Source organism: Streptosporangium sp. H16 (genome assembly GCF_051918855.1).
Classification (GTDB): Bacteria; Actinomycetota; Actinomycetes; order Streptosporangiales; family Streptosporangiaceae; genus Streptosporangium.
In genome coordinates, this window is sequence record NZ_JBPXMD010000036.1 from 44,014 (window position 1) to 62,428 (window position 18,415).

At 71.0% G+C, this 18,415-nt stretch carries 19 protein-coding genes; 9 read left to right on the forward strand and 10 right to left on the reverse strand.

The window, feature by feature from the left end; genetic code table 11:
• Positions 1 to 55 precede the first annotated feature (55 nt).
• Positions 56 to 1,015, forward strand: coding sequence for a diacylglycerol/lipid kinase family protein (locus tag ACTOQ2_RS37035; RefSeq protein ID WP_440105612.1), 960 nt, complete (start codon positions 56 to 58; stop codon positions 1,013 to 1,015).
• A gap of 280 nt (positions 1,016 to 1,295) precedes the next feature.
• Positions 1,296 to 1,550 (forward strand): WhiB family transcriptional regulator, encoded by a 255-nt coding sequence (locus ACTOQ2_RS37040; protein WP_362697760.1) that lies wholly within the window; start codon positions 1,296 to 1,298, stop codon positions 1,548 to 1,550.
• A gap of 201 nt (positions 1,551 to 1,751) precedes the next feature.
• Here ACTOQ2_RS37040 and ACTOQ2_RS37045 read toward each other — a convergent pair whose 3' ends face one another.
• Positions 1,752 to 3,215, reverse strand: a complete 1,464-nt coding sequence (locus ACTOQ2_RS37045; RefSeq protein ID WP_440105614.1) for a sensor histidine kinase — start codon at positions 3,213 to 3,215, stop codon at positions 1,752 to 1,754.
• 68 nt (positions 3,216 to 3,283) lie between these two features.
• Between ACTOQ2_RS37045 and ACTOQ2_RS37050 the strand changes: the two genes are divergently transcribed.
• From ACTOQ2_RS37050 to ACTOQ2_RS37070, 5 genes are all read left to right on the forward strand, one after another.
• Positions 3,284 to 4,444, forward strand: coding sequence for an 8-amino-7-oxononanoate synthase (locus ACTOQ2_RS37050; protein WP_440105616.1), 1,161 nt, complete (start codon positions 3,284 to 3,286; stop codon positions 4,442 to 4,444).
• Positions 4,441 to 5,160, forward strand: coding sequence for a GntR family transcriptional regulator (locus ACTOQ2_RS37055; RefSeq protein ID WP_436764206.1), 720 nt, complete (start codon positions 4,441 to 4,443; stop codon positions 5,158 to 5,160). The genes ACTOQ2_RS37050 and ACTOQ2_RS37055 overlap by 4 nt, the downstream gene beginning before the upstream one ends.
• Before the next feature lie 99 nt (positions 5,161 to 5,259).
• The gene (gene bioD, locus ACTOQ2_RS37060; protein ID WP_440088577.1) at positions 5,260 to 5,982 is read left to right on the forward strand and encodes a dethiobiotin synthase; all 723 of its coding nucleotides are present in this window, start codon (positions 5,260 to 5,262) and stop codon (positions 5,980 to 5,982) included.
• Positions 5,983 to 6,021: 39 nt separating this feature from the next.
• Positions 6,022 to 7,017: a biotin synthase BioB gene (gene bioB / locus ACTOQ2_RS37065; RefSeq protein WP_440105618.1), complete on the forward strand. Its 996-nt coding sequence runs from the start codon at positions 6,022 to 6,024 to the stop codon at positions 7,015 to 7,017.
• A 249-nt stretch (positions 7,018 to 7,266) separates the two neighbouring features.
• Entirely contained in the window at positions 7,267 to 8,919 is a 1,653-nt protein-coding gene (locus ACTOQ2_RS37070; RefSeq protein WP_440105620.1) for an acetolactate synthase, read from the forward strand.
• 101 nt (positions 8,920 to 9,020) lie between these two features.
• Here ACTOQ2_RS37070 and ACTOQ2_RS37075 read toward each other — a convergent pair whose 3' ends face one another.
• Positions 9,021 to 10,772: a serine/threonine protein kinase gene (locus ACTOQ2_RS37075; protein ID WP_440105621.1), complete on the reverse strand. Its 1,752-nt coding sequence runs from the start codon at positions 10,770 to 10,772 to the stop codon at positions 9,021 to 9,023.
• 324 nt (positions 10,773 to 11,096) lie between these two features.
• Positions 11,097 to 11,306, reverse strand: coding sequence for a biotin synthase auxiliary protein BsaP (bsaP, locus tag ACTOQ2_RS37080; RefSeq protein WP_440105623.1), 210 nt, complete (start codon positions 11,304 to 11,306; stop codon positions 11,097 to 11,099).
• Here bsaP and ACTOQ2_RS37085 point away from each other — a divergent pair.
• On the forward strand, positions 11,305 to 11,703 hold the full coding sequence (locus ACTOQ2_RS37085; RefSeq protein ID WP_440105625.1) for a thioesterase family protein: 399 nt from the start codon (positions 11,305 to 11,307) through the stop codon (positions 11,701 to 11,703). The genes bsaP and ACTOQ2_RS37085 overlap by 2 nt on opposite strands.
• Here the strand turns inward: ACTOQ2_RS37085 and ACTOQ2_RS37090 are convergent.
• From ACTOQ2_RS37090 to ACTOQ2_RS37115, 6 genes are all read right to left on the reverse strand, one after another.
• Positions 11,693 to 11,905 (reverse strand): biotin/lipoyl-binding carrier protein, encoded by a 213-nt coding sequence (locus ACTOQ2_RS37090; protein ID WP_440105627.1) that lies wholly within the window; start codon positions 11,903 to 11,905, stop codon positions 11,693 to 11,695. The genes ACTOQ2_RS37085 and ACTOQ2_RS37090 overlap by 11 nt on opposite strands.
• Before the next feature lie 171 nt (positions 11,906 to 12,076).
• Positions 12,077 to 13,357 (reverse strand): HD-GYP domain-containing protein, encoded by a 1,281-nt coding sequence (locus ACTOQ2_RS37095; protein WP_440105629.1) that lies wholly within the window; start codon positions 13,355 to 13,357, stop codon positions 12,077 to 12,079.
• Positions 13,354 to 14,709, reverse strand: coding sequence for an HD-GYP domain-containing protein (locus tag ACTOQ2_RS37100; protein ID WP_440105631.1), 1,356 nt, complete (start codon positions 14,707 to 14,709; stop codon positions 13,354 to 13,356). The genes ACTOQ2_RS37095 and ACTOQ2_RS37100 overlap by 4 nt, the downstream gene beginning before the upstream one ends.
• A 228-nt stretch (positions 14,710 to 14,937) precedes the next feature.
• Positions 14,938 to 15,882, reverse strand: coding sequence for an NAD-dependent epimerase/dehydratase family protein (locus tag ACTOQ2_RS37105; protein ID WP_440105632.1), 945 nt, complete (start codon positions 15,880 to 15,882; stop codon positions 14,938 to 14,940).
• Between the two features lie 51 nt (positions 15,883 to 15,933).
• A complete protein-coding gene (gene rsrA, locus ACTOQ2_RS37110) occupies positions 15,934 to 16,200 on the reverse strand; it encodes a mycothiol system anti-sigma-R factor (RefSeq protein ID WP_440105634.1) in 267 nt (88 codons plus the stop codon).
• Positions 16,201 to 16,264: 64 nt separating this feature from the next.
• The gene (locus ACTOQ2_RS37115; protein WP_440073027.1) at positions 16,265 to 16,870 is read right to left on the reverse strand and encodes a sigma-70 family RNA polymerase sigma factor; all 606 of its coding nucleotides are present in this window, start codon (positions 16,868 to 16,870) and stop codon (positions 16,265 to 16,267) included.
• 288 nt (positions 16,871 to 17,158) lie between these two features.
• On the opposite strand from ACTOQ2_RS37115, the gene ACTOQ2_RS37120 reads away from it, so the two are divergent.
• The gene (locus tag ACTOQ2_RS37120) at positions 17,159 to 17,896 is read left to right on the forward strand and encodes a class I SAM-dependent methyltransferase (RefSeq protein ID WP_440105636.1); all 738 of its coding nucleotides are present in this window, start codon (positions 17,159 to 17,161) and stop codon (positions 17,894 to 17,896) included.
• A gap of 108 nt (positions 17,897 to 18,004) precedes the next feature.
• On the opposite strand, the gene ACTOQ2_RS37125 is transcribed toward ACTOQ2_RS37120, so the two are convergent.
• Positions 18,005 to 18,343, reverse strand: coding sequence for a TraR/DksA family transcriptional regulator (locus tag ACTOQ2_RS37125; protein ID WP_362697709.1), 339 nt, complete (start codon positions 18,341 to 18,343; stop codon positions 18,005 to 18,007).
• Between the last annotated feature and the right edge of the window lie 72 nt (positions 18,344 to 18,415).

Here is an 18,415-nt window from a genome sequence, read left to right on the forward strand (position 1 = left end):
TCGTCGCCCGCCTCTTCGCCGCCTCAGTCCGGTTTCCGGCGGATACGCTGAGGCCATGCGCGCGATGCTCCTGGTGAATCCGAAGGCGACGACGACCAATCAGCGAACCAGGGACGTTCTCATCAGGGCGCTGAGCGCGACGATGAACCTGACCGTCGAGGAGACGGAGTACCGGGGGCACGCGACGCAGCTCTCCCGCAAGGCGCACGCCTCCGGCTACGACGCGGTGGCCGTGCTGGGTGGTGACGGCACCATCAACGAGGCGGTGAACGGGCTGCTCGACCCGGTGGACGGCAAGGCGGGCGACGAGGGCAGCTCGGCCGACCGGCCCGCGCTGCTGGCGATCCCCGGCGGCAGCGCCAACGTCTTCGCGAGGGCCCTGGGCCTGCCGAACGACCCGGTGGAGGCGATGGGGGCGATCCTGGAGGCGATCCGCGACGGCCGGAGGCGGACCGTCGGGCTCGGCCAGGCGATCTGGGATGACCACAGTAGGTATTTCACGTTCTGTAGCGGCCTGGGGTACGACGCCGAGGTGATCAGGGCGGTCGAGGGGATGCGGGGGACCGGCCGCAAGGCGACGCCCACCCGCTATGTGAACACCGCGTTGCACCACTACCTGTCGACCGACAAGCGCCACCCGCCGATGACCGTGGAGGGCCCGGAGGTGCCGCGGACCGGCGGCATCTTCATGGCCGTCATCTCCAACACCTCCCCGTGGTCGTTCATCGGCCCCCGCCCGGTCTCCCCGACCCCGTGGGCGAGCTTCGAGACCGGGCTCGACCTGCTGGGCCTGCAGCGCCTCGGCCTGCCCTCGATGCTCCAGCTGATGCCCCAGATCATCGGCGCCCGCGACACCCTGCCGACGGGCCGCCACCTGGTGCAGCTGCACGACGAGAAGGAGTTCACCCTGAGTTCCAGGCGCCCCGTGGCGTTCCAGCTGGACGGGGACTACCTGGGGGAGGTCGAGCGGATAACGTTCCGCTCTATCCCTGACGCGTTACAGGTCTTGGTCTGATCTGTTAAATGCGGCCTGTGTGACGCATCCGACATCCATTTCGGGTAAAACGTTCTCCCAAACCTCTTGCGTGTACTAAGCGTGGCTGACAATCTCAGGAATGACGTCGGAACGTAGGACCTTTGAGCGGCCACCTCGCTCCCAGGCCACCGGCGATCAAGCGGATGGACCCCCGACCTGAACCACGGACCGGGGAGCCGTTCGCGCTGGTTAGTGAAACTCTTCACAAAGTGAGCCGCTGGAGCCGACGCAAGGGCTCCTCATACGAAGGAGTGGACGCATGGACTGGCGCCACAACGCTGCCTGCCGTGACGTGGACCCCGAGCTGTTCTTCCCGATCGGCAACACCGGCCCCGCCCTGATGCAGATCGAGGAAGCCAAGCAGGTCTGCAACACGTGCAGCATCAGTGAGGCGTGCCTGAAGTGGGCGCTGGAATCCGGCCAGGACGCCGGTGTCTGGGGCGGCCTGAGCGAGGACGAGCGACGCGCGCTCAAGCGCCGCACGGCCCGTGCCCGCACCCGCACGAGCGTCTGAAGCCGAAGCCCCGCCTGATCATCTCGAAGAGGCCCGCTCCCGTACGAGCCTCCGAACCGGCCGCCACACCGGGACATCCCGGTGAGAACGCTCCTTTTCCCCGGTTTCCCCGGTCCCCTCTTTCCTCGGGCCGGGCGACGGGCACGCCCCGCGGCGAGGGCGTGACCTGACGCCGTTCCCCCCTCCCCCGCCCGGATCCGCTCAGATCGCGGGGAGGGGAATGCTCAGGCTCACCTCGGTCCCGCCGCCCTGGCGCGGCTCGATGGCGAGCCGCCCGGACAGCTCGCCCACCACCAAAGTCCTGACGATCTGCAGGCCGAGGCTGGTGGTCCGGTCGAGATCGAAGTCCTCGGGCAGCCCGCTGCCGTCATCGGACACGATCACGTCCAGCCGCTCGGCCCCCCGTGACACGATCACCTGCAGCCTGCCCTGGCGCTGTGCCAGCCCGTGCTGGACCGCGTTCTGCAGCAACTCGGTGAGAACCATCGCCAGCGGCGTCGCGACCTCCGAGCGCAACACCCCGAACGTCCCGACGCGAAGCGGCACCACCTGCGTCTCCGGGGCCGCGACCTCTCCCGTCATCGCGATCACCCGGTCGGCGATGTCGTCGAAGTCGACCTGTTCCTCGGGCGTGTGGGAGAGCGTCTCGTGCACGATCGCGATCGACCCGACCCTGCGCACCGCCTCCTCCAGCGCCTCCCTGCCCTCCGGCAGCTGCATCCGCCTGGCCTGGAGCCGCAGCAGCGCGGCCACCGTCTGCAGGTTGTTCTTCACCCGGTGGTGGATCTCCTTGATGGTGGCGTCCTTGGTCATCAGCTCCCGCTCGCGGCGCCGCAGCTCGGTCACGTCCCTGATGAGCACCAGCGCGCCGATCCTCCCGCCGCCGACGACCAGCGGGATCGCCCGCAGCTGCACGACCGTGCCGCCCGACTCCACCTCCGTCTCCCTGGGCTCCCGCCCGCTCGCGACGAGCATCAGGTTCTCGTTGATCGGCTCGTCGGAGTAGCAGAGCGTCGCGGTCGTACGGCCCAGCTCCGCGCCGACCAGGTCGGCGTTGAGGCCCAGCCGCCGGTAGGCGGAAAGGGCGTTCGGCGAGGCGTACGTGACGCGGCCCGCCCGGTCGAGCCTGAGCAGGCCGTCGCCGACCCTCGGCGAGCGGACCAGGATCGGCTCGGCGCCGGAGAACGGGAAGCGGCCCTCGGCCACCATCTGGGCCAGGTCGGAGGCGCTCTGCAGGTAGGTCAGCTCCAGCCTGGAGGGAGTGCGGGCGGAGGACAGGTTCGTCGAGCGCTGGATGACGCCGAGGAAGTGGTCGGCCCGCCGTACCGGGATGGTCTCCTCGCGGACCGGCACCCCGCTCGACCAGTCGGGGTCGCCCTCGCGGCAGATGCGCCGCTCGTTCCAGGCGGTCTCCAGGAGCGGCCGCTCCCCCTTGGCCGCCGTCATCCCCACGATGTCGTCGTGGTAGACCGTCGGCCCCGTGGTGGGTCTCATCTGCGCGATCGCGATCCAGCCTGAGCCCTCCTTCAGCGGGATCCACAGGATCAGGTCCGCGAAGGAGAGGTCGGCGAGGAGCTGCCAGTCGGAGACCAGCGAGTGCATCCACTCCAGGTCCGCATCGTCGAGCGCGGTGTGACGGACCGCCAGGTCGCTTAGAGTCGGCACCCGTGCATCATGCGTTCTTTGCAGGCCCGAACGCGAATCGGGTGAGTCCGGCTGGAAAGATGCCGATTATGGAGCAGACCCCCGACCCGCTGGCCCGGTTCCGCACGGCGGCGGCCACGAGGGAGGCGGCAGGGCTGCGGCGGGTCCTGCGCGCCCGCACCCCCGACGACGACGGCCTGATCGACCTGGCCTCCAACGACTACCTCGGCCTGGCCAGGGACGAGCGGCTGGTCGAGGCGGCCGTGGCGGCCACGCGAGACTGGGGCACCGGCTCCACGGGTTCCCGCCTGGTCACGGGCTCCACGGCCCTCCACGCGCGCCTGGAGACGCGCCTGCGCGCCTTCGCCGGAGCGCGGGGAGCCCTGGTGTTCTCCTCCGGCTACCTGGCCAACCTGGCCGCCGTCGCGGCCCTGGGCAGGGACGCCCTGGTGGTCTCGGACGCGGGCAACCACGCGTCGATCGTGGACGCCTGCCGGCTGTCGCGCTCGCGGGTCGTGGTCACCCCGCACAAGGACGTGGCGGCCGTGGAGAAGGCGCTGGCCGGCCGGGACGAGGAGCACGCGATCGTGGTCACCGACGCGGTCTTCTCCGTGGACGGCGACCTGGCCCCGCTCGCGGGGTTGCACGCGGCGGCGGTGCGGCAGGGCGCGCTGCTGGTCGTCGACGAGGCCCACTCGATCGGGGTCGTCGGCGCTCGCGGGCAGGGCGCGGTGCACGCCGCCGGGCTCGCGGCCGAACCGGGCGTTGTGAGAACGATCACACTGTCCAAATCCCTGGGATCGCAGGGCGGGGCCGTGCTGGGCGCCCCCGAGGTGATCCAGACCCTCGTCGACACGGGACGCTCGTTCATCTTCGACACCGGATTGGCGCCGGGCAGCGTGGCGGCGGCACTCGCCGCCGTCGATATCCTTCACCATCAGCCCGAACTGCCCGGACGCGTGCGAACCAGGGCGAGGGAGCTGGCCGCGATGGCCCGCGATCTCGGCCTGGAGACCTGCGATCCGGCGGGTGCGGTCGTCCCCATCGTGCTCGGCCCACCCGAGACCGCGCTTCGGGCCGCCCTCATCTGCGCGGAACACGGGGTGCGCGCCGGATGCTTCCGGCCGCCCTCGGTGCCGGTCGGCCGCTCTTGCCTGCGGTTGACGGCACGGGCCAATCTGAGTTCCGATGATCTAACGGTGATCCGGGGTGCACTCACCGCCGTGGCCGAGATGAAGGTGACCATGTGAGCGACGACTCCCCGAGGATCCCGAAGTACTACGACGTAAAACGTAGCCTGCTCACCCTCACCAAGAGCCTGCCCGCGGGCAGCGCCCTGCCTCCGGAACGGGCCCTCGCGGTCCGCTTCGAGACGTCGCGCACGACCGTGCGCCAGGCCCTGTCCGAGCTCGTGGTCGAGGGCCGCCTGGTGCGCATCCAGGGCAAGGGGACGTTCGTCGCGCAGCCCAAGGTCGCCCAGGTCCTCCAGCTGACCTCCTACACCGGGAACCTCAGGACCGCCGGCCTCGAACCCGATACCAAGATCCTCGACACCAGTTACGTCACCGCCGACGAGCCGCTGGCCCGCCGCCTGGCCATCAACGCCGGTGGCCGCGTACTGCGCATCCACCGCCTGCGCCTGGCCAACGGCGAGCCGATGTCGATCGACACCACCCACCTGTCGGCCCGGCGCTTCCCCCGCCTCCGGCGGGAGCTCGAGGTGCACTCCTCGCTGTACGAGACGCTGTACAACGCGTACAACGTACGGCTGACCGACGCCGAGGAGATCATCGAGACCGTGCTGGCCACCCCGTACGACGCGCAGGTGCTCGGCGTCGACGTCGGCCTGCCGATGCTCCTGCTCACCCGGCACGCCTTCGACGCGGACGGCAACCCGGTCGAGTGGGCCCAGTCCCTGTACCGGGGAGACCGCTACAAGTTCGTCACCCGCCTGCACCGCCCCTGACCCGGCCCCGCCCCCCTGACAGCCCCCTGACGCCCACGACGGCGCCGGGCCGCGCGGACGCACGCGCCCGCGCGGCCCCGCCCGCCTAAGGTGAGACGGGTGAGCATTCTCGTGGTCACCGGGACCGACACCGGGGTGGGAAAGACGGTCGTCACCGCGGCGGTGGCCGCGCTCGCCAGGGAGCGGGGCTCCTCGGTGGCGGTGGTGAAGCCCGCGCAGACCGGGGTGTCCGGTGCCGAGCCGGGCGACGTGGACGACGTCATCCGGCTGTCCGGGGTACGGACGACCTTCGAGCTGGCCAGGTATCCCGCCGCGCTGTCCCCCGCCGCGGCGGCGCGCCTGTCCGGCCTGCCGCCGGTCTCCGTCACGCGGGCGGCGGCCCGGATCAAGGAGCTGGCCGACTCGCACCGGCTGGTGATCGTCGAGGGGGCGGGCGGGCTGCTCGTCCGCTTCGACGAGGAGGGGGCGACCCTCGCCGACCTCGCCCGGGCGCTCTCGGCCCAGGTGCTCCTGGTGACCAGGGCCGGGCTGGGCACGCTCAACCACACCGCGCTGACGCTGGAGGCGATGGCCCACCGGGGACTGGAGCCCGCCGGAGTGGTGATCGGCTCCTGGCCGGCCGAGCCTGGCCTCGCCGAGCGGAGCAACGTGGCGGACCTGGAGATGCTGGCCGCCCGGCCGCTGGCGGGCGCCCTCCCGGAGGGGGCCGGGTCGCTGGAGCGCGACGCCTTCGCCCGCGCGGCCCGCGCGGGACTGGGCCCGGCGCTGGGCGGCGGCTTCGACCCCCCTTCCTTCCGCGCCACCCTTAGGCTTTCCCCGTAGCCGGAGCCGCGGAGTTCTTCGCCACGCTGGAGGTATTTGATGAGCGACATCCTCGAGATCGCCCGGACCCAGGTGCTGGAGGAGGGACGCGGCCTCGACGCGGCGCAGGCGCTGCGCTGCCTGGAGCTGCCCGACGACCGCCTGGCCGAGCTGCTGGCCCTCGCCCACGAGGTGCGGATGAAGTGGTGCGGCCCGGAGGTGGAGGTCGAGGGGATCGTCTCCCTCAAGACCGGCGGCTGCCCGGAGGACTGCCATTTCTGCTCGCAGTCGGGGCAGTTCTCCTCCCCGGTCCGCGCCGTCTGGCTGGACATTCCCTCGCTGGTCGAGGCCGCCAGGGAGACCGCGGCGACGGGAGCCACCGAGTTCTGCATCGTGGCCGCCGTGCGGGGCCCCGACCGGCGGCTGATGGACCAGGTCCGCCAGGGTGTGAAGGCGATCCGCGAGGCGGTCGACATCAACGTCGCGTGCTCGCTGGGCATGCTCACCCAGGAGCAGGTGGACGAGCTGGCCGAGATGGGCGTGCACCGCTACAACCACAACCTGGAGACCGCGAGGTCGCACTTCGGCGAGGTCGTCACCACCCACACCTGGGAGGAGCGCTGGGACACCTGCCTGATGGTGCGCGAGGCCGGGATGGAACTGTGCTGCGGCGGCATCGTGGGCATGGGCGAGACGCGGGAGCAGCGCGCCGAGTTCGCCGGGCAGCTCGGCGAGCTGGCGCCCGACGAGGTCCCGCTGAACTTCCTCAACCCGCGTCCCGGCACCCCCTTCGCGTCCTTCCCGCTGCTGGAGGGGTCGGAGGCGCTGCGGACGATCGCCACCTTCAGGCTCGCGCTGCCCCGCACGATCCTGCGCTACGCGGGGGGCCGCGAGCTGACCCTGGGCGACCTGGGCACCCGGGACGGCATGCTCGGCGGCATCAACGCGATCATCGTGGGCAACTACCTGACCACCCTGGGCCGTACGCCCGAGGCCGACCTCGGCCTGCTGGCGGACCTCAAGATGCCCATCAAGGCGCTCTCCGACACCCTCTGAGCCCCGCGCGAAGGCTCCTCGTGAGAGACGCGAGAAGCCCCGCGAGCCGGCGATCACCCCGGCTGGTCCGCACTCCGGCCCGTACCCGAGCCCCCGCCGGTGCCGTACGGCCCGCGCGGACTCGCCACCAGGGGTTGCGTGGCCTATTTCCGGATAGACGGGATATGCGACGGCCGCATTAGGCGAAGGGATCTGGGCAGGGAGAACAATCCCTGTCCCGCTAAGTGACTGACTGGTAGGTTGCGCGATATGGAGTCTCCCAAGCACGCAGGTGACATAGCGGTCGCCGTCTCCAAGGCATACGGCATCGAGACCATGTTCACCCTGTCCGGCGGGCACGTCTTCCCGCTCTACGACGGTGCGGTCCACGAGGGCATGCCCATCCTGGACGTCCGCCACGAGCAGAGTGCCGTCTTCGCCGCCGAGGCGACCGCGCGGCTGACACGCAAACCCGGGCTGGCCGTGCTCACCGCGGGCCCCGGCATCACCAACGGCGTCAGCGGGGTGGCCACCGCGCACTTCAACGGGTCCCCCGTGGTGGTCATGGGAGGCCGTGCCCCGCAGTCGCGCTGGGGGTCGGGCGCGCTGCAGGAGATCGACCACCCGCCGCTGTTCGCGCCCATCACCAAGCTGGCCTTCACCGGCTCCGGCGCCGACTCCGTCGCGCAGGACGTGGAGATGGCCTTCCGCACGGCCCTCGCCCCGCACCGCGGTCCCGTGTTCCTCGACTTCCACATGGACCATCTCTTCTCGGCCGCGCCCGCCCTCGAGGAGGCCCCCGAGACGCTGACCCCGTCGCCGCTGGAGCCCGACCCCGAGGCGCTGGCCGCGATCGCCCAGCTGATCGCCGAGGCCCAGCACCCGGTGCTGGTGCTCGGCTCGGACGTGTGGATGGACCGCGCCGAGGAGGTCGCCAGGAGCTTCGTCGAGGAGTACCGCCTGCCGGTCATCCCCAACGGCCAGGGCCGCGGCATCCTGCCCGCCGGTCACGAGCTGCTGGTGACCCGGGCCAGGGGGATGGCGTTCTCGCAGGCCGACCTGGTGATCGTGGCGGGCGCCCCGATCGACTTCCGCCTCGGCTACGGCTGGTTCGGCGGCAAGGACGGCGCTCCGCTCGCCAAGGTCGTGCACCTGGCCGACGCGCCGTCGCAGCTGACCACGCACATGGATCCCGCGGCCGTCGCCGCCGGCGACCTCTCGCTGCTCTTCTGGAGCCTCGGCGCGGCCTGTGCCAACGCGGGCGTCTCCCCCAAGACCTACGCGCCCTGGGTGACGCAGCTGTCCGAGGCCGCCTCGGCGGCCATCGCCGCCGACACCGCCCTGCTGGAGTCCGCGTCCAACCCGATCCACCCGATGCGGATCTACGGGGAGCTGAGCAAGATCCTCGCCGACGACGCCGTGGTGATCGGCGACGGCGGTGACTTCGTCTCGTACGCGGGCAAGTACGTCGAGCCGCGGCAGCCGGGCAACTGGCTCGACCCGGGCCCGTACGGCTGTCTGGGCACCGGCCTGGGATACGCCATCGCCGCCAGGATCGCCCGTCCCTCCTCGCAGGTGGTGCTGCTGCTCGGCGACGGCGCGGCCGGCTTCTCGCTGATGGACGTCGACACGCTCGTGCGACACCGCCTGCCCGTCGTGATGATCTGCGGCAACAACGGCATGTGGGGCCTGGAGAAGCACCCCATGCAGATGCTCTACGGCTACGACGTGGCCGCCGAGCTGCAGCCGCAGTGCCGCTACGACCAGGTGGTGACCGCCCTCGGCGGCGGCGGCGAGCTCGTCACCGACCCGTCGGAGATCGGCCCGGCCCTGCGCCGCGCGTTCGACTCCGGCATCCCCTACATGGTCAACATCGCCACCGACCCCTCGGTGGCCTACCCCCGGCACACCACGGGCGTCTAGGAGAGCACCACCGGGCTCGCGCACGAGGACCGGAAGGTCCGCGGCGCGAGCCGGTCGTCACCTCGCAGGACCGGGGCTCGCCGGTCCTCACCTTGTGGAACTCAGGGCTTGCCGGTCGGCGTCGGGGTGGGCGTCGGCGGGCAGTCGGCGATGGCGGCGATGATCTCCACCGGCTTGGACGGGTCCCACATCGTGCCCCCGCCCGGGCGGGACTCGACGATCTGGGTACAGTTCTCCGGCTTGACGTCGGCGCTGTAGGAGAGCGTCACCTTGAAACCCGCCTGCTTGAGCGCCGCGGTCGCCGCTTCGGGCTTCATGCCGATGGTGTCCGGAACGTTCTTCTTCGGCTTCGGCGTCGGGGTCGGTGTGGGGGTGGGAGTCGGTGTCGGCTTCTTCGTCGCCGTCGTCGGGGTGGGGGTCGGTGACCCCTCGTCCGGAGTGGGCTTCGGGGTGGGTCGGTTCTGTGACGGGCGCGACGCTCTCGGAGTGGCCGTCGGCGTCTTGCGGGGCGGCTTCGTCCCGGACACCTTCGACGGCTTGCCGGCGCTGGGCGTGACCACCGGGTACCTCATGGGATCGGTGTTCGACGTCTGCCCGGTGGCCGCCATCCCGTTGATCGCCACCGCGACGAGGCCCGCGCACATCACGGCCGCGACCGCCGACGCCACGACCAGCCCGCTCTTGCGCCGCGGCTTCTGCGCGGCACGGCGGCCACGGCCCTGCGCGCCCGCCTCGACGGCCGCTCCGGCTCCCGCCGTCGGCGCGGTGAAGTGCTGCGAGCCTCCCTGCCAGCTGCCGGTCGGCGCCTGCGATCCCTGCCAGTTTCCGGTCGGCGCCTGGGCATCCTGCCAGCCGCCGGCGGGAGCCTGAGCGCCCTGCCGGCCCGTCTGCGGCGTGGCCGACCCCTGGCCCTGCTGCCGGCCGGTCTGCCCCTGCGGGCCCGGCTGGGGGACCTGCGCCTGCCATCCGGTCCCCGGCGGCTCGGCCTGCTGCGCGGACGCCGACAGCGTGTCGCCGCCCTCCGCGCCGAAGGCCGCCTGCCTGGCGGCGGCGCTCATGGCCGCGGCGCTGGGGAAACGCCGGGCCGGATCCTTGGCCAAGGAGCGCTCCACAAGCGCGCGAACCGCGGGCGGGATGTCCGGCGGCAGCGGCGGCGGCGCCTCGCGGATGTGCTTGAGCGCGATGGTGACGGGCGTGTCGCCGTCGAACGGGCGCTGCCCGGCCAGGCACTCGTACGCCACCACGCCCAGCGCGTAGATGTCCACGGCGGGCGTGACGGGCGCGCCCTCGGCCTGCTCGGGCGCGCAGTAGGCGGCGGTGCCGAGCACCATGCCCGCGTCCGTCAACCGGCTGGCGGTGTCGGACCTGGCGATGCCGAAGTCGGTGAGCACGAGCGTGCCGTCCGAGCGCACCAGCAGGTTGCCCGGCTTGATGTCCCGGTGGACGATGCCCTGGTCGTGGACCGCCTGCAGTGCCGAGGCCGCCTGGGCGATGAGGTCCATCGCGGCCCCGGGGGCGACCCGTCGCAGCCGCCCGAGCAGGCGGTCGAGCGGCTCGCCGTCGACGAACTTCATCACCAGGTATGCCGTCGCCCCCGCGCCGGGCACCTCGTGAACCCCGTAGTCGTACACGTCGACGACCCCGGGGTGGTTGATCGTCGCCATCGCCCGGGCCTCACCCTGGAAGCGAACCAGGAAGCCCGGATCGTCCGTACGGCCCGGGAGCAGCACCTTTACGGCGACAGTGCGGGCCAGGACCATGTCCTCGCCCTTCCACACCTCGCCCATACCGCCGGCGCCGATGCGGGTGCTTAGGCGATACCGCCCCGCCAGCGTCGTGCCTTGGGCCACCATGACTCCCCCGTAACCCTCTCCACTCCTACCTCAGAGCTCTCAACAAAGCGCACCCGTATCGCGGCATCGTCACGGCGCTGTAACGAAACCCTGCGTGCCGGATGGCTCACAAACGAGACGCGTGCCGTAGCATCGCACAAAACCTGGCACTTTTGGGCGTACTTGTGCACCTTGCAGACCCTTGTGTCCAGGGCCACTCGGGAGTCACGCAGGAAACAGCCAACCCGGGTGCCACGGCGTCACCCCGAGATATCCGGGGCGAACTCCCTAAAACCCTACAAGGGTCCGCAAAAAACACCTAAGCCGGGGTGAAACCGGCCGGTGTCAACCGCTCGTCGTGCCGTGCTCGGCGCAGCGCGCGGACCAGCCGCCGGGGGTCACCTGCACCACCATCCGGCGACGGCAGCGGGAACAGTAACGGGGCGGCTCCATCTCACGGGCCACCAGGCACGCGGCGTGGTCGGCCTCGCCCTCCGGGCGCCCGCAGTGGTCGCAGTACGGGGTCACGGGACCAGACCCTATGCTGACGCGCATGACGCTCGCTCCCGGTCTGCAGGCACGGCTTCTCATCATGGTGGAAGGGGAGGACACCGCGACGAAGGTCGGCAGCGGTGACGTGCCGGTGCTGGCCACTCCCCGCCTGCTCGCCTTCGCCGAGCGGGCCACCGTCCAGGCGATCGCGGGCGCCCTGACCCCGGGCCAGACCTCCGTGGGCACCCGGGTCTCCCTGGAGCATCTGGAGGCCAGCCCGATCGGCACGCATGTCGAGATCGCCGTCGAGCTCACCGAGGTCGACGGGCGCCGCCTGGTCTTCGGCTTCACCGCCCGCGACCGGAAGGCCCTCGTCGCCTCGGGAACGATCGAGCGCGTGGTCGTCGACCGCGAGCGCTTCCTCGCCCGGCTCGTCCGCGACGACGGGACTACTCGATGACGGCGATCAGGTCGCCCTCCTGAATGACGTCGCCCTCGGTGACCTGCAGCTTGGCGATCACGCCGCCGTCCTCGGCGAGAACCGGGATCTCCATCTTCATCGACTCGAGGATGACCACGGTGTCACCGGCCTCGACGGGGTCGCCCTCGGCCACGAGGATCTTCCAGACGTTCGCCACCATCTCGGCGCGGATCTCAGCCACCGGAAACTCCCATCGTCAACGTTCCTCAACTGTGCCAGACAGAGCCGATCACGTCCGTATACGGGCCGCCAGTTTCGTATCGCGGTTTTCGCCGACGAGCTCCGGCAGCTCGGGCGACCCGGCGTAGAACGAAGGAACCGCCCAGGGGCGCCCGCGCGTCCCGCGTGAGGCCTAGAGACGGTGAATCGGGGCCAGCCTGTCGATCACCCGGGCCATCGCCTCCACAACCGTCGGGTCGTACTCCCGCCCCACGCCGAGCCGGAGCCGCTCCAGGGCGGCACCCGCCCGGTCGCGGTCACTGGAACCACCGACGAGATCGTCGTAGGCGTTGGCCGCCTTGATGATGCGGCTGGCCACCGGAGGCTGCTCCGCGCAGGTGTCGCACTGGCGGCGGACGATCTCGGCCACCCGGTCCAGCACCCCGGTCTGCTTGATCACCTCCGCGCCCAGCTCGGCGATGCGCCGCGCCTGCTCGGGGTCGGTGAGGACCGTGGCGCCGCCGGGAATGGGATCGCGCAACGACAGCTGGCCGATGTCGTGCATGAGCGCGGCGTACTCCAGCTCCAGCAGCTCGGGCTCCGCCGTGCCGAGCTCCCGCCCGACCGCCACCGACAGGCGGCTCACCCGGCGGGAGTGCCCCGGCTCGACGTACCCGCCGACCTCGGTGACCCGCGCCAGCGCCCGTACGGTCTGCAGGTAGGTCGCCCTGATCCCGGCGTACTTGCGGAAGGCGACCTGGGTGACCAGCAGCGGCGCGGCGAAGACCAGCAGCGCGGTCATGCCCATGCTGTGCGAGGCGAGCGCGAGCAGGATGCCCGAGGCGGCGACGGCGGCCCCCAGCGGCGCGGCCATCCACAGCTCGTCGTGGACGGCCACCCTGAGGGCGGCCCGCACCTGCTCGGCCCGCAGCACGGCGGCCAGCAGCACGTCGACCACCACCATGAGCAGGATGAACAGGGCCATCACGCCGAGCGCGGGCCACCAGCCGCTCTCCCCTTCCCTGGCCAGGTCGAACAACGGCCCGGCCAGGGGCCGGTAGGCCAGCGCGAGCAGGGCGCCGGTGAAGAGCCTGCGCGCCATCCCGTCCAGCTGGGGCGGGCGGCCCACCGCGAGATGCGGCAGCGCCCCCGCGACCATGCCGGCCGCCAGCACCGCGACGACCTGCAGCGCCGAGTGCCGCGCGGGATCGCCGCCCATGTCCAGCAGGAGCGTGTAACCGAGCGCGGCCGCCGCGCCGATCGGCGCCACCTCCCTGTTGCCGGGCATGGTGAGCCTGGCCAGCTCCCCGATCGCGATCAGAGCACCGAAGGCGACGGCGATCTGGGGGTCGAGCAGGCCGGTCGCGGCCGTGTGGGCCACCCCGGCCACCGCCAGGAGGCCGGCCGCGCAGATCAGCAGGAGCTGGCCCGAGTCGAGCGTCTGGAAAACCCGGTTGGCGCCGGAGCCGTTCATCGCTCGGACACCACCTGGATGGGTACGGTCGGGTCGTCGTGGTCCTTCGCCGTGGTCTCCGACACGTCGGCCGGGGGCGTGACGATCGTGCGCGGCGGCTCCCAGCCGTCACGGTCGACGGCCTTGACGAACGCGACCACCATCACCGGGTCGAACTGGGTGCCGGCGCCCTTGCGCAGCTCGGCCAGTGCCACCTCGCGCGAGCGGGCGTTGCGGTAGGAGCGGTCGGAGGTCATCGAGTCGAAGGCGTCGGCCACCGCGATGATCCTGGCGAACTCCGGGATCTCGTCGCCCGCCAGCCCCATCGGGTAACCCTTGCCGTCCTGCCGCTCGTGGTGGTGCATGATCCCGGCGAACGCCTCGTCCAGGAAGTCGATGCCGCGCACGATCTCCAGCCCGCGCATCGGATGGAGCTGGATGGCCGCGAACTCCTCCTCGCTGAGCGGGCCGTCCTTCTGCAGCACCTTGGTCGGCACGCCCAGCTTGCCGACGTCGTGCAGCATCCCGGCGTAGCGGATCGCGCGCAGCCGCTCCGACCCCATGCCGATCTCCTCGGCGATCATGCCGGCGGCCAGGGAGACGCGGGTGCAGTGGCCGCGCGTGTAGTAGTCCTTGGTCTCCACGGCCTGGCAGAGCGCGGCGATCGTCGCGTCGTAGGAGCGCTGCTGCGCGAGATACTGGCCGAAGGCCCAGCGGGCCACGAAGAGCGGAAGCAGCACGAGCACCGCGGAGATCGAGCTGACCGTGGCCCACAGCCCGGCGATCAGCAGCCCGAAGGTGGCGTAGCCGAAGTAGGAGACCATGAACTGCGCCACGCCCCGCAGCGGCACCTGGTCGGCCTGGCCGGTGAGCTTCAGCACGATCGCGATCAGGACGAAGTTGAGGGGCACGAAGACGGCCGCCGCGCCCGCGAACGGCACGATGATGGCGTCGAACCCGTCGATGGTCGGCACCCCGGACCTGCCGCCGAGCCACACGTAGACCCGGCCCGCGACGTAGCCGCAGATGGCGAACTGGGCGCTGTTGAACAGCCGCTTCACCAGCGGCAGGCCGGGCCGCACGCTGAACATGGCCGTCATGCCGACCAGCGCCGCCCCCTCGGGGCCGAGCAGCACCACCGCGGCGAGCACGGCGGAGAAGCTGACCGACACCGCGGCCTGCCGGACGTGCAGCAGGGTGGGCACCGACTCGCACACCAGGAACAGCAGGGCCAGCACCATGAGGTTGGACCAGTCGAGCGGATCCAGCCGGCCGTCCTCGGCCACGTTGTATCCGAGCAGCACGAACGCGGCTCCGATGACAAGGATCAGATAGACCTTGGCAAACCACGGCAGTCCACGCAAAGCGGCCACCCTAGTGTTCCTAAAGGGCGCGTGCTCAGGTCCAGGAAATCCCAGGAAAGACCGGGGTGACCGTTTCCTTTAACATGCGCTGCCTCCACGTCGATTTCGCACCCAGGCTATCGAAGCGAACCTGCTCAGGAGGGCGAGACGGCCAATCGCAAGCAAAGCGTAATCAAGCAATCACCGGCCGCCATCGATGTCCGGGACCGCTCGGGGCCGCCTCAAGGCCCCGCGCCGTCACAGGCTCGCGAGCCTGGTCCTCGCCCAGTCGACGGTGCTCTTCAGCCCGACGGCCAGATCCGTCTGGGGACGCCAGCCGATCCCCTCGAACGCGGGGGCCGGGTCGACGGCCATCGCGGGGAGGTCGCCCAGGCGGGTGGGAGCCTCGCCCGGCTCGTCGGCGACACCGGCCGCCTCCGCGATCAGGGAGTGCAGCCTCCGGTCGGTGGTCTGGACGCCGGTGCCCAGGTTGAAACGGCCGCCGCCGCCCTCGGCGCCGCAGGCGCGGGCGAAGCCGTCCACCACGTCGTCGACGAAGATGTAGTCGCGGGTCTGGGAGCCGTCGCCGTACACCACCGTGGGGGTGCCGTTGAGCAGCGCGTCGGTGAAGATGGCGACCACCCCCGCCTCGCCGTCGGGCGACTGGCGCGGGCCGTAGACGTTGGAGAGCACCAGCGTGGTGTAGTCGATGCCGTGCAGCGCCTTGAACGTGGCCAGGTAGGTCTCCGCGCTCAGCTTGGAGGCGGCGTACGGGGAGCGCGGGTCGGTCGCCGCGCCGCCGGGGACCGGGATGACCGCCGGCCTGCCGTACACCGCGACCGAGGAGGCGAAGACGACCTTGCGGGTGCCTCCGTGGTGGGCCGCCGTCAGGACCGACGCGGTGCCCTCGACGTTGAGCCGGGCGTCGTGGACCGGGTCGGCCACGCTCTTGCGCACGCTGATCTGCGCGGCGAGATGGCAGACGACCTCGGGCCTCCACTCGGCGGCCAGGCCGATCAGGGCCGGGTCGCGGATGTCCATCACGTGCAGGGCGAACAGGGGACTCTCCGCGGCGCGGACCAGGTTGCCCCGGTCGCCGCCCGACAGGTCGTCCACGACCATGACCTCATGCCCGTCGGCCAGCAACCGGTCGACGAGGGTGGATCCGATGAATCCCGCCCCGCCGGTCACGAGTATGCGCATGGTGAACCCCCATCGTCGTATGGCCAAGGCCGTACGAGAGATCCTAGGAGGTCAGCGAGCCAGTTCGGAGCGCACCTGGTCGATACGGCTGAGCACCTTGGCCCGCAGGTCGGCCGAGGCCTGGTCACAGCCGCAGTGCTTGGCGACGAGTTGCTTGACGACCTGCTCCAGGCCGTACTCCTCCAGGCAGGGGTGGCACTCGTCCAGGTGCACGCGGATGTCGGCGCAGTTGCCCTCGTCGAGCTCGCCGTCCAGGTAGGTGTAGACCTTTTCCAGGACCTCGCGACAGTCGGTGTCGTGGTGGTCGCCGCAGCTCATGCGATCACCCGGACCCTGGGCAGGGAGCCCGTGCCGGCGGGCTCGTCTTTCCTGTCTCGCTCGTTCACTTCGCACCCTCCGCGGGAACCAGGCCACGCTCGCGGGCGTAGTCCTCAAGTTGGGTCCGCAGCTGGCGGCGGCCACGGTGCAGCCGCGACATCACGGTCCCGATGGGGGTCCCCATGATGTCGGCGATCTCCTTGTACGGGAAGCCCTCGACGTCGGCGAGGTAGACCGCGATGCGGAACTCCTCGGGGAGCGCGGCCAGCGCCCGCTTCACGTCGGTGTCGGGGAGGTGTTCGAGCGCCTCGATCTCCGCCGACTTCAGCCCGCCCGAGGTGTGCGACTCGGCCCTGGCCAGCTGCCAGTCCTCGATCTCCTCGGCGCCCGACTGCTTGGGCTCCCGCTGCTTCTTGCGGTAACTGTTGATGAAAGTGTTCGTCAGGATCCGGTAAAGCCAGGCCTTGAGGTTCGTGCCTTGCTGGAACTGGTGAAAGGACGCGAAGGCCTTCGCGAAGGTCTCCTGAAGAAGGTCCTCGGCGTCCGCGGGGTTCCGGGTCATCCGAAGCGCGGCGGAGTAGAGCTGGTCGAGATAGGGCATGACATCCCGCTCGAACCGTGTGCTCCGCTGCTCCAGAGTCTCCTCGTCTGTCGCAGGGACCTGACCCACCCCCTTAAGATCGCCGGAGTCCTGCTGACGCGGGACACCGTACTGAGCGGAGAATACCCGCTCGTCAGGGATAGGCCGATCACCGGGGCGGGTGACGGGTTCGATCAAGGCGAGCATCTGCTTGCCAACCTCCGAAAGGATCGTGCGTTGTCCGCTTGCAACACACCCGCACTGCCATCTGTTCCCGCAAGATAGAAGGTGACGAACGACCCGGTACGGGGAAAAAGAAGGTACGTACCGGTAGGTAGTTGAAAGACCACCGGATCCTCCCGACGCCAGGAGCTGCTTGTGCTGCCCATCCCGGCCGAAGAGCTGAACGGCTCAGGTGCGCTCGGGCCGTACTGGACCTTTTACCACGCGGTCGTGGCCGAGCAACTGAGCCGATGGCTGCCGGAAACCCCGTCCACCGTCCTCGACATGTCCTGCGGCGACGGCCGCTGGGCCGTCCAGGCGGCGAAGGCGGGACACCGGGTGATCGAGGTGGTCGACTTCCGCAGGCCCACGACCGGTCAGCTGCTGCACGACATCTCCAAGGTCAGCCAGGTACGCGCCGACGACCTGCGTTTCCTGCCCGACTGCAGCGTGGACGCCGTGCTCGCCGAGGAGCGCGCGATGTCGGTGGAGCTGATGGCCGAATCCGCGATCGGCGACGTCGCCCGGGTCCTGCGTCCCGGCGGCCGGGCGCTGGTCTGCGTCGACTCCCTGGTGCTGGGGATGGCGATACTCGCCGAGCAGAACTACTGGGCCCATCTGCGCCAGACCGGCGAGGTCATGCTCGTGCCCTGGCCCGACGGCAGCATCACCCGGTGCTTCAGCAGCGCCCAGCTGCGCGAGCTGCTCACCGACGCCGGGCTCGAGGTCGAGTGGATACGACCCCGCACGGTGCTGTCCCCCTCCACGGTCGACCACGTGCTCGCCTCCGACTCCCGGGCGCTCGCCTGGCTGGTCAACACGGAGCTGGACACCCACCCGGACGACGACGACACGGTGGGCATCCACCTGGTGGCCAGCGCCCGGCGCCCCTGAGGCCTGATGGCCGGCGCCCGGCGCGGCCACCGGGCGCCGGGCGGGGTCAGCGCCTGCCCCTGCGCGGCTCGCGCCTCACACCCCCGTCCCGGAGGACGACGGGCGGGGTCAGCGCCTGCGCTCGCGCCGGGACTGGCACGGCACGCAGCGGGCCGCCTCCGGCCGCGCCTCCAGCCTGCTCTCGGGGACCGGCGCGCCGCAGTCCGCGCAGAGGCCGTAACCTCCCTCGTCCATCCGTCTGAGCGCCTCCAGCACCGAGCGCCGGTGCCGGGTGGCCACCTCCAGCAGGGCCCGGTTGCGATCGGAGTCGGTCAGGTCGGAGCCGGCGTCGGCCGGGGACCGATCCCGTTCCCGTACGGCGGGGGAGTCCCCGCGAAGCACTCCGATGGACCGGTCGAGTTCGGCGAGCATGCTCTTCAGGCGCTCACGCGCGGTCGCGACATCCACGAATCCGCACCTCCGGAAAGCCGGGGCGGCCTGTGTGGGGATCCCCGGCTCTCCCGTCAGGCGCAAAAAAGG

Excerpts from the sequence above, each read along its gene's own strand:
- ACTOQ2_RS37035 (WP_440105612.1), top strand. The coding sequence starts at position 56 with ATGCGCGCGATGCTCCTGGTGAATCCGAAGGCGACGACGACCAATCAG.
- ACTOQ2_RS37040 (WP_362697760.1), top strand. The coding sequence starts at position 1,296 with ATGGACTGGCGCCACAACGCTGCCTGCCGTGACGTGGACCCCGAGCTG.
- ACTOQ2_RS37050 (WP_440105616.1), top strand. The coding sequence starts at position 3,284 with ATGGAGCAGACCCCCGACCCGCTGGCCCGGTTCCGCACGGCGGCGGCC.
- bioB (WP_440105618.1), top strand. The coding sequence starts at position 6,022 with ATGAGCGACATCCTCGAGATCGCCCGGACCCAGGTGCTGGAGGAGGGA.
- ACTOQ2_RS37070 (WP_440105620.1), top strand. The coding sequence starts at position 7,267 with ATGGAGTCTCCCAAGCACGCAGGTGACATAGCGGTCGCCGTCTCCAAG.
- ACTOQ2_RS37075 (WP_440105621.1), bottom strand. The coding sequence starts at position 10,772 with ATGGTGGCCCAAGGCACGACGCTGGCGGGGCGGTATCGCCTAAGCACC.
- ACTOQ2_RS37085 (WP_440105625.1), top strand. The coding sequence starts at position 11,305 with ATGACGCTCGCTCCCGGTCTGCAGGCACGGCTTCTCATCATGGTGGAA.
- bsaP (WP_440105623.1), bottom strand. The coding sequence starts at position 11,306 with ATGCGCGTCAGCATAGGGTCTGGTCCCGTGACCCCGTACTGCGACCAC.
- ACTOQ2_RS37095 (WP_440105629.1), bottom strand. The coding sequence starts at position 13,357 with ATGAACGGCTCCGGCGCCAACCGGGTTTTCCAGACGCTCGACTCGGGC.
- ACTOQ2_RS37105 (WP_440105632.1), bottom strand. The coding sequence starts at position 15,882 with ATGCGCATACTCGTGACCGGCGGGGCGGGATTCATCGGATCCACCCTC.
- rsrA (WP_440105634.1), bottom strand. The coding sequence starts at position 16,200 with ATGAGCTGCGGCGACCACCACGACACCGACTGTCGCGAGGTCCTGGAA.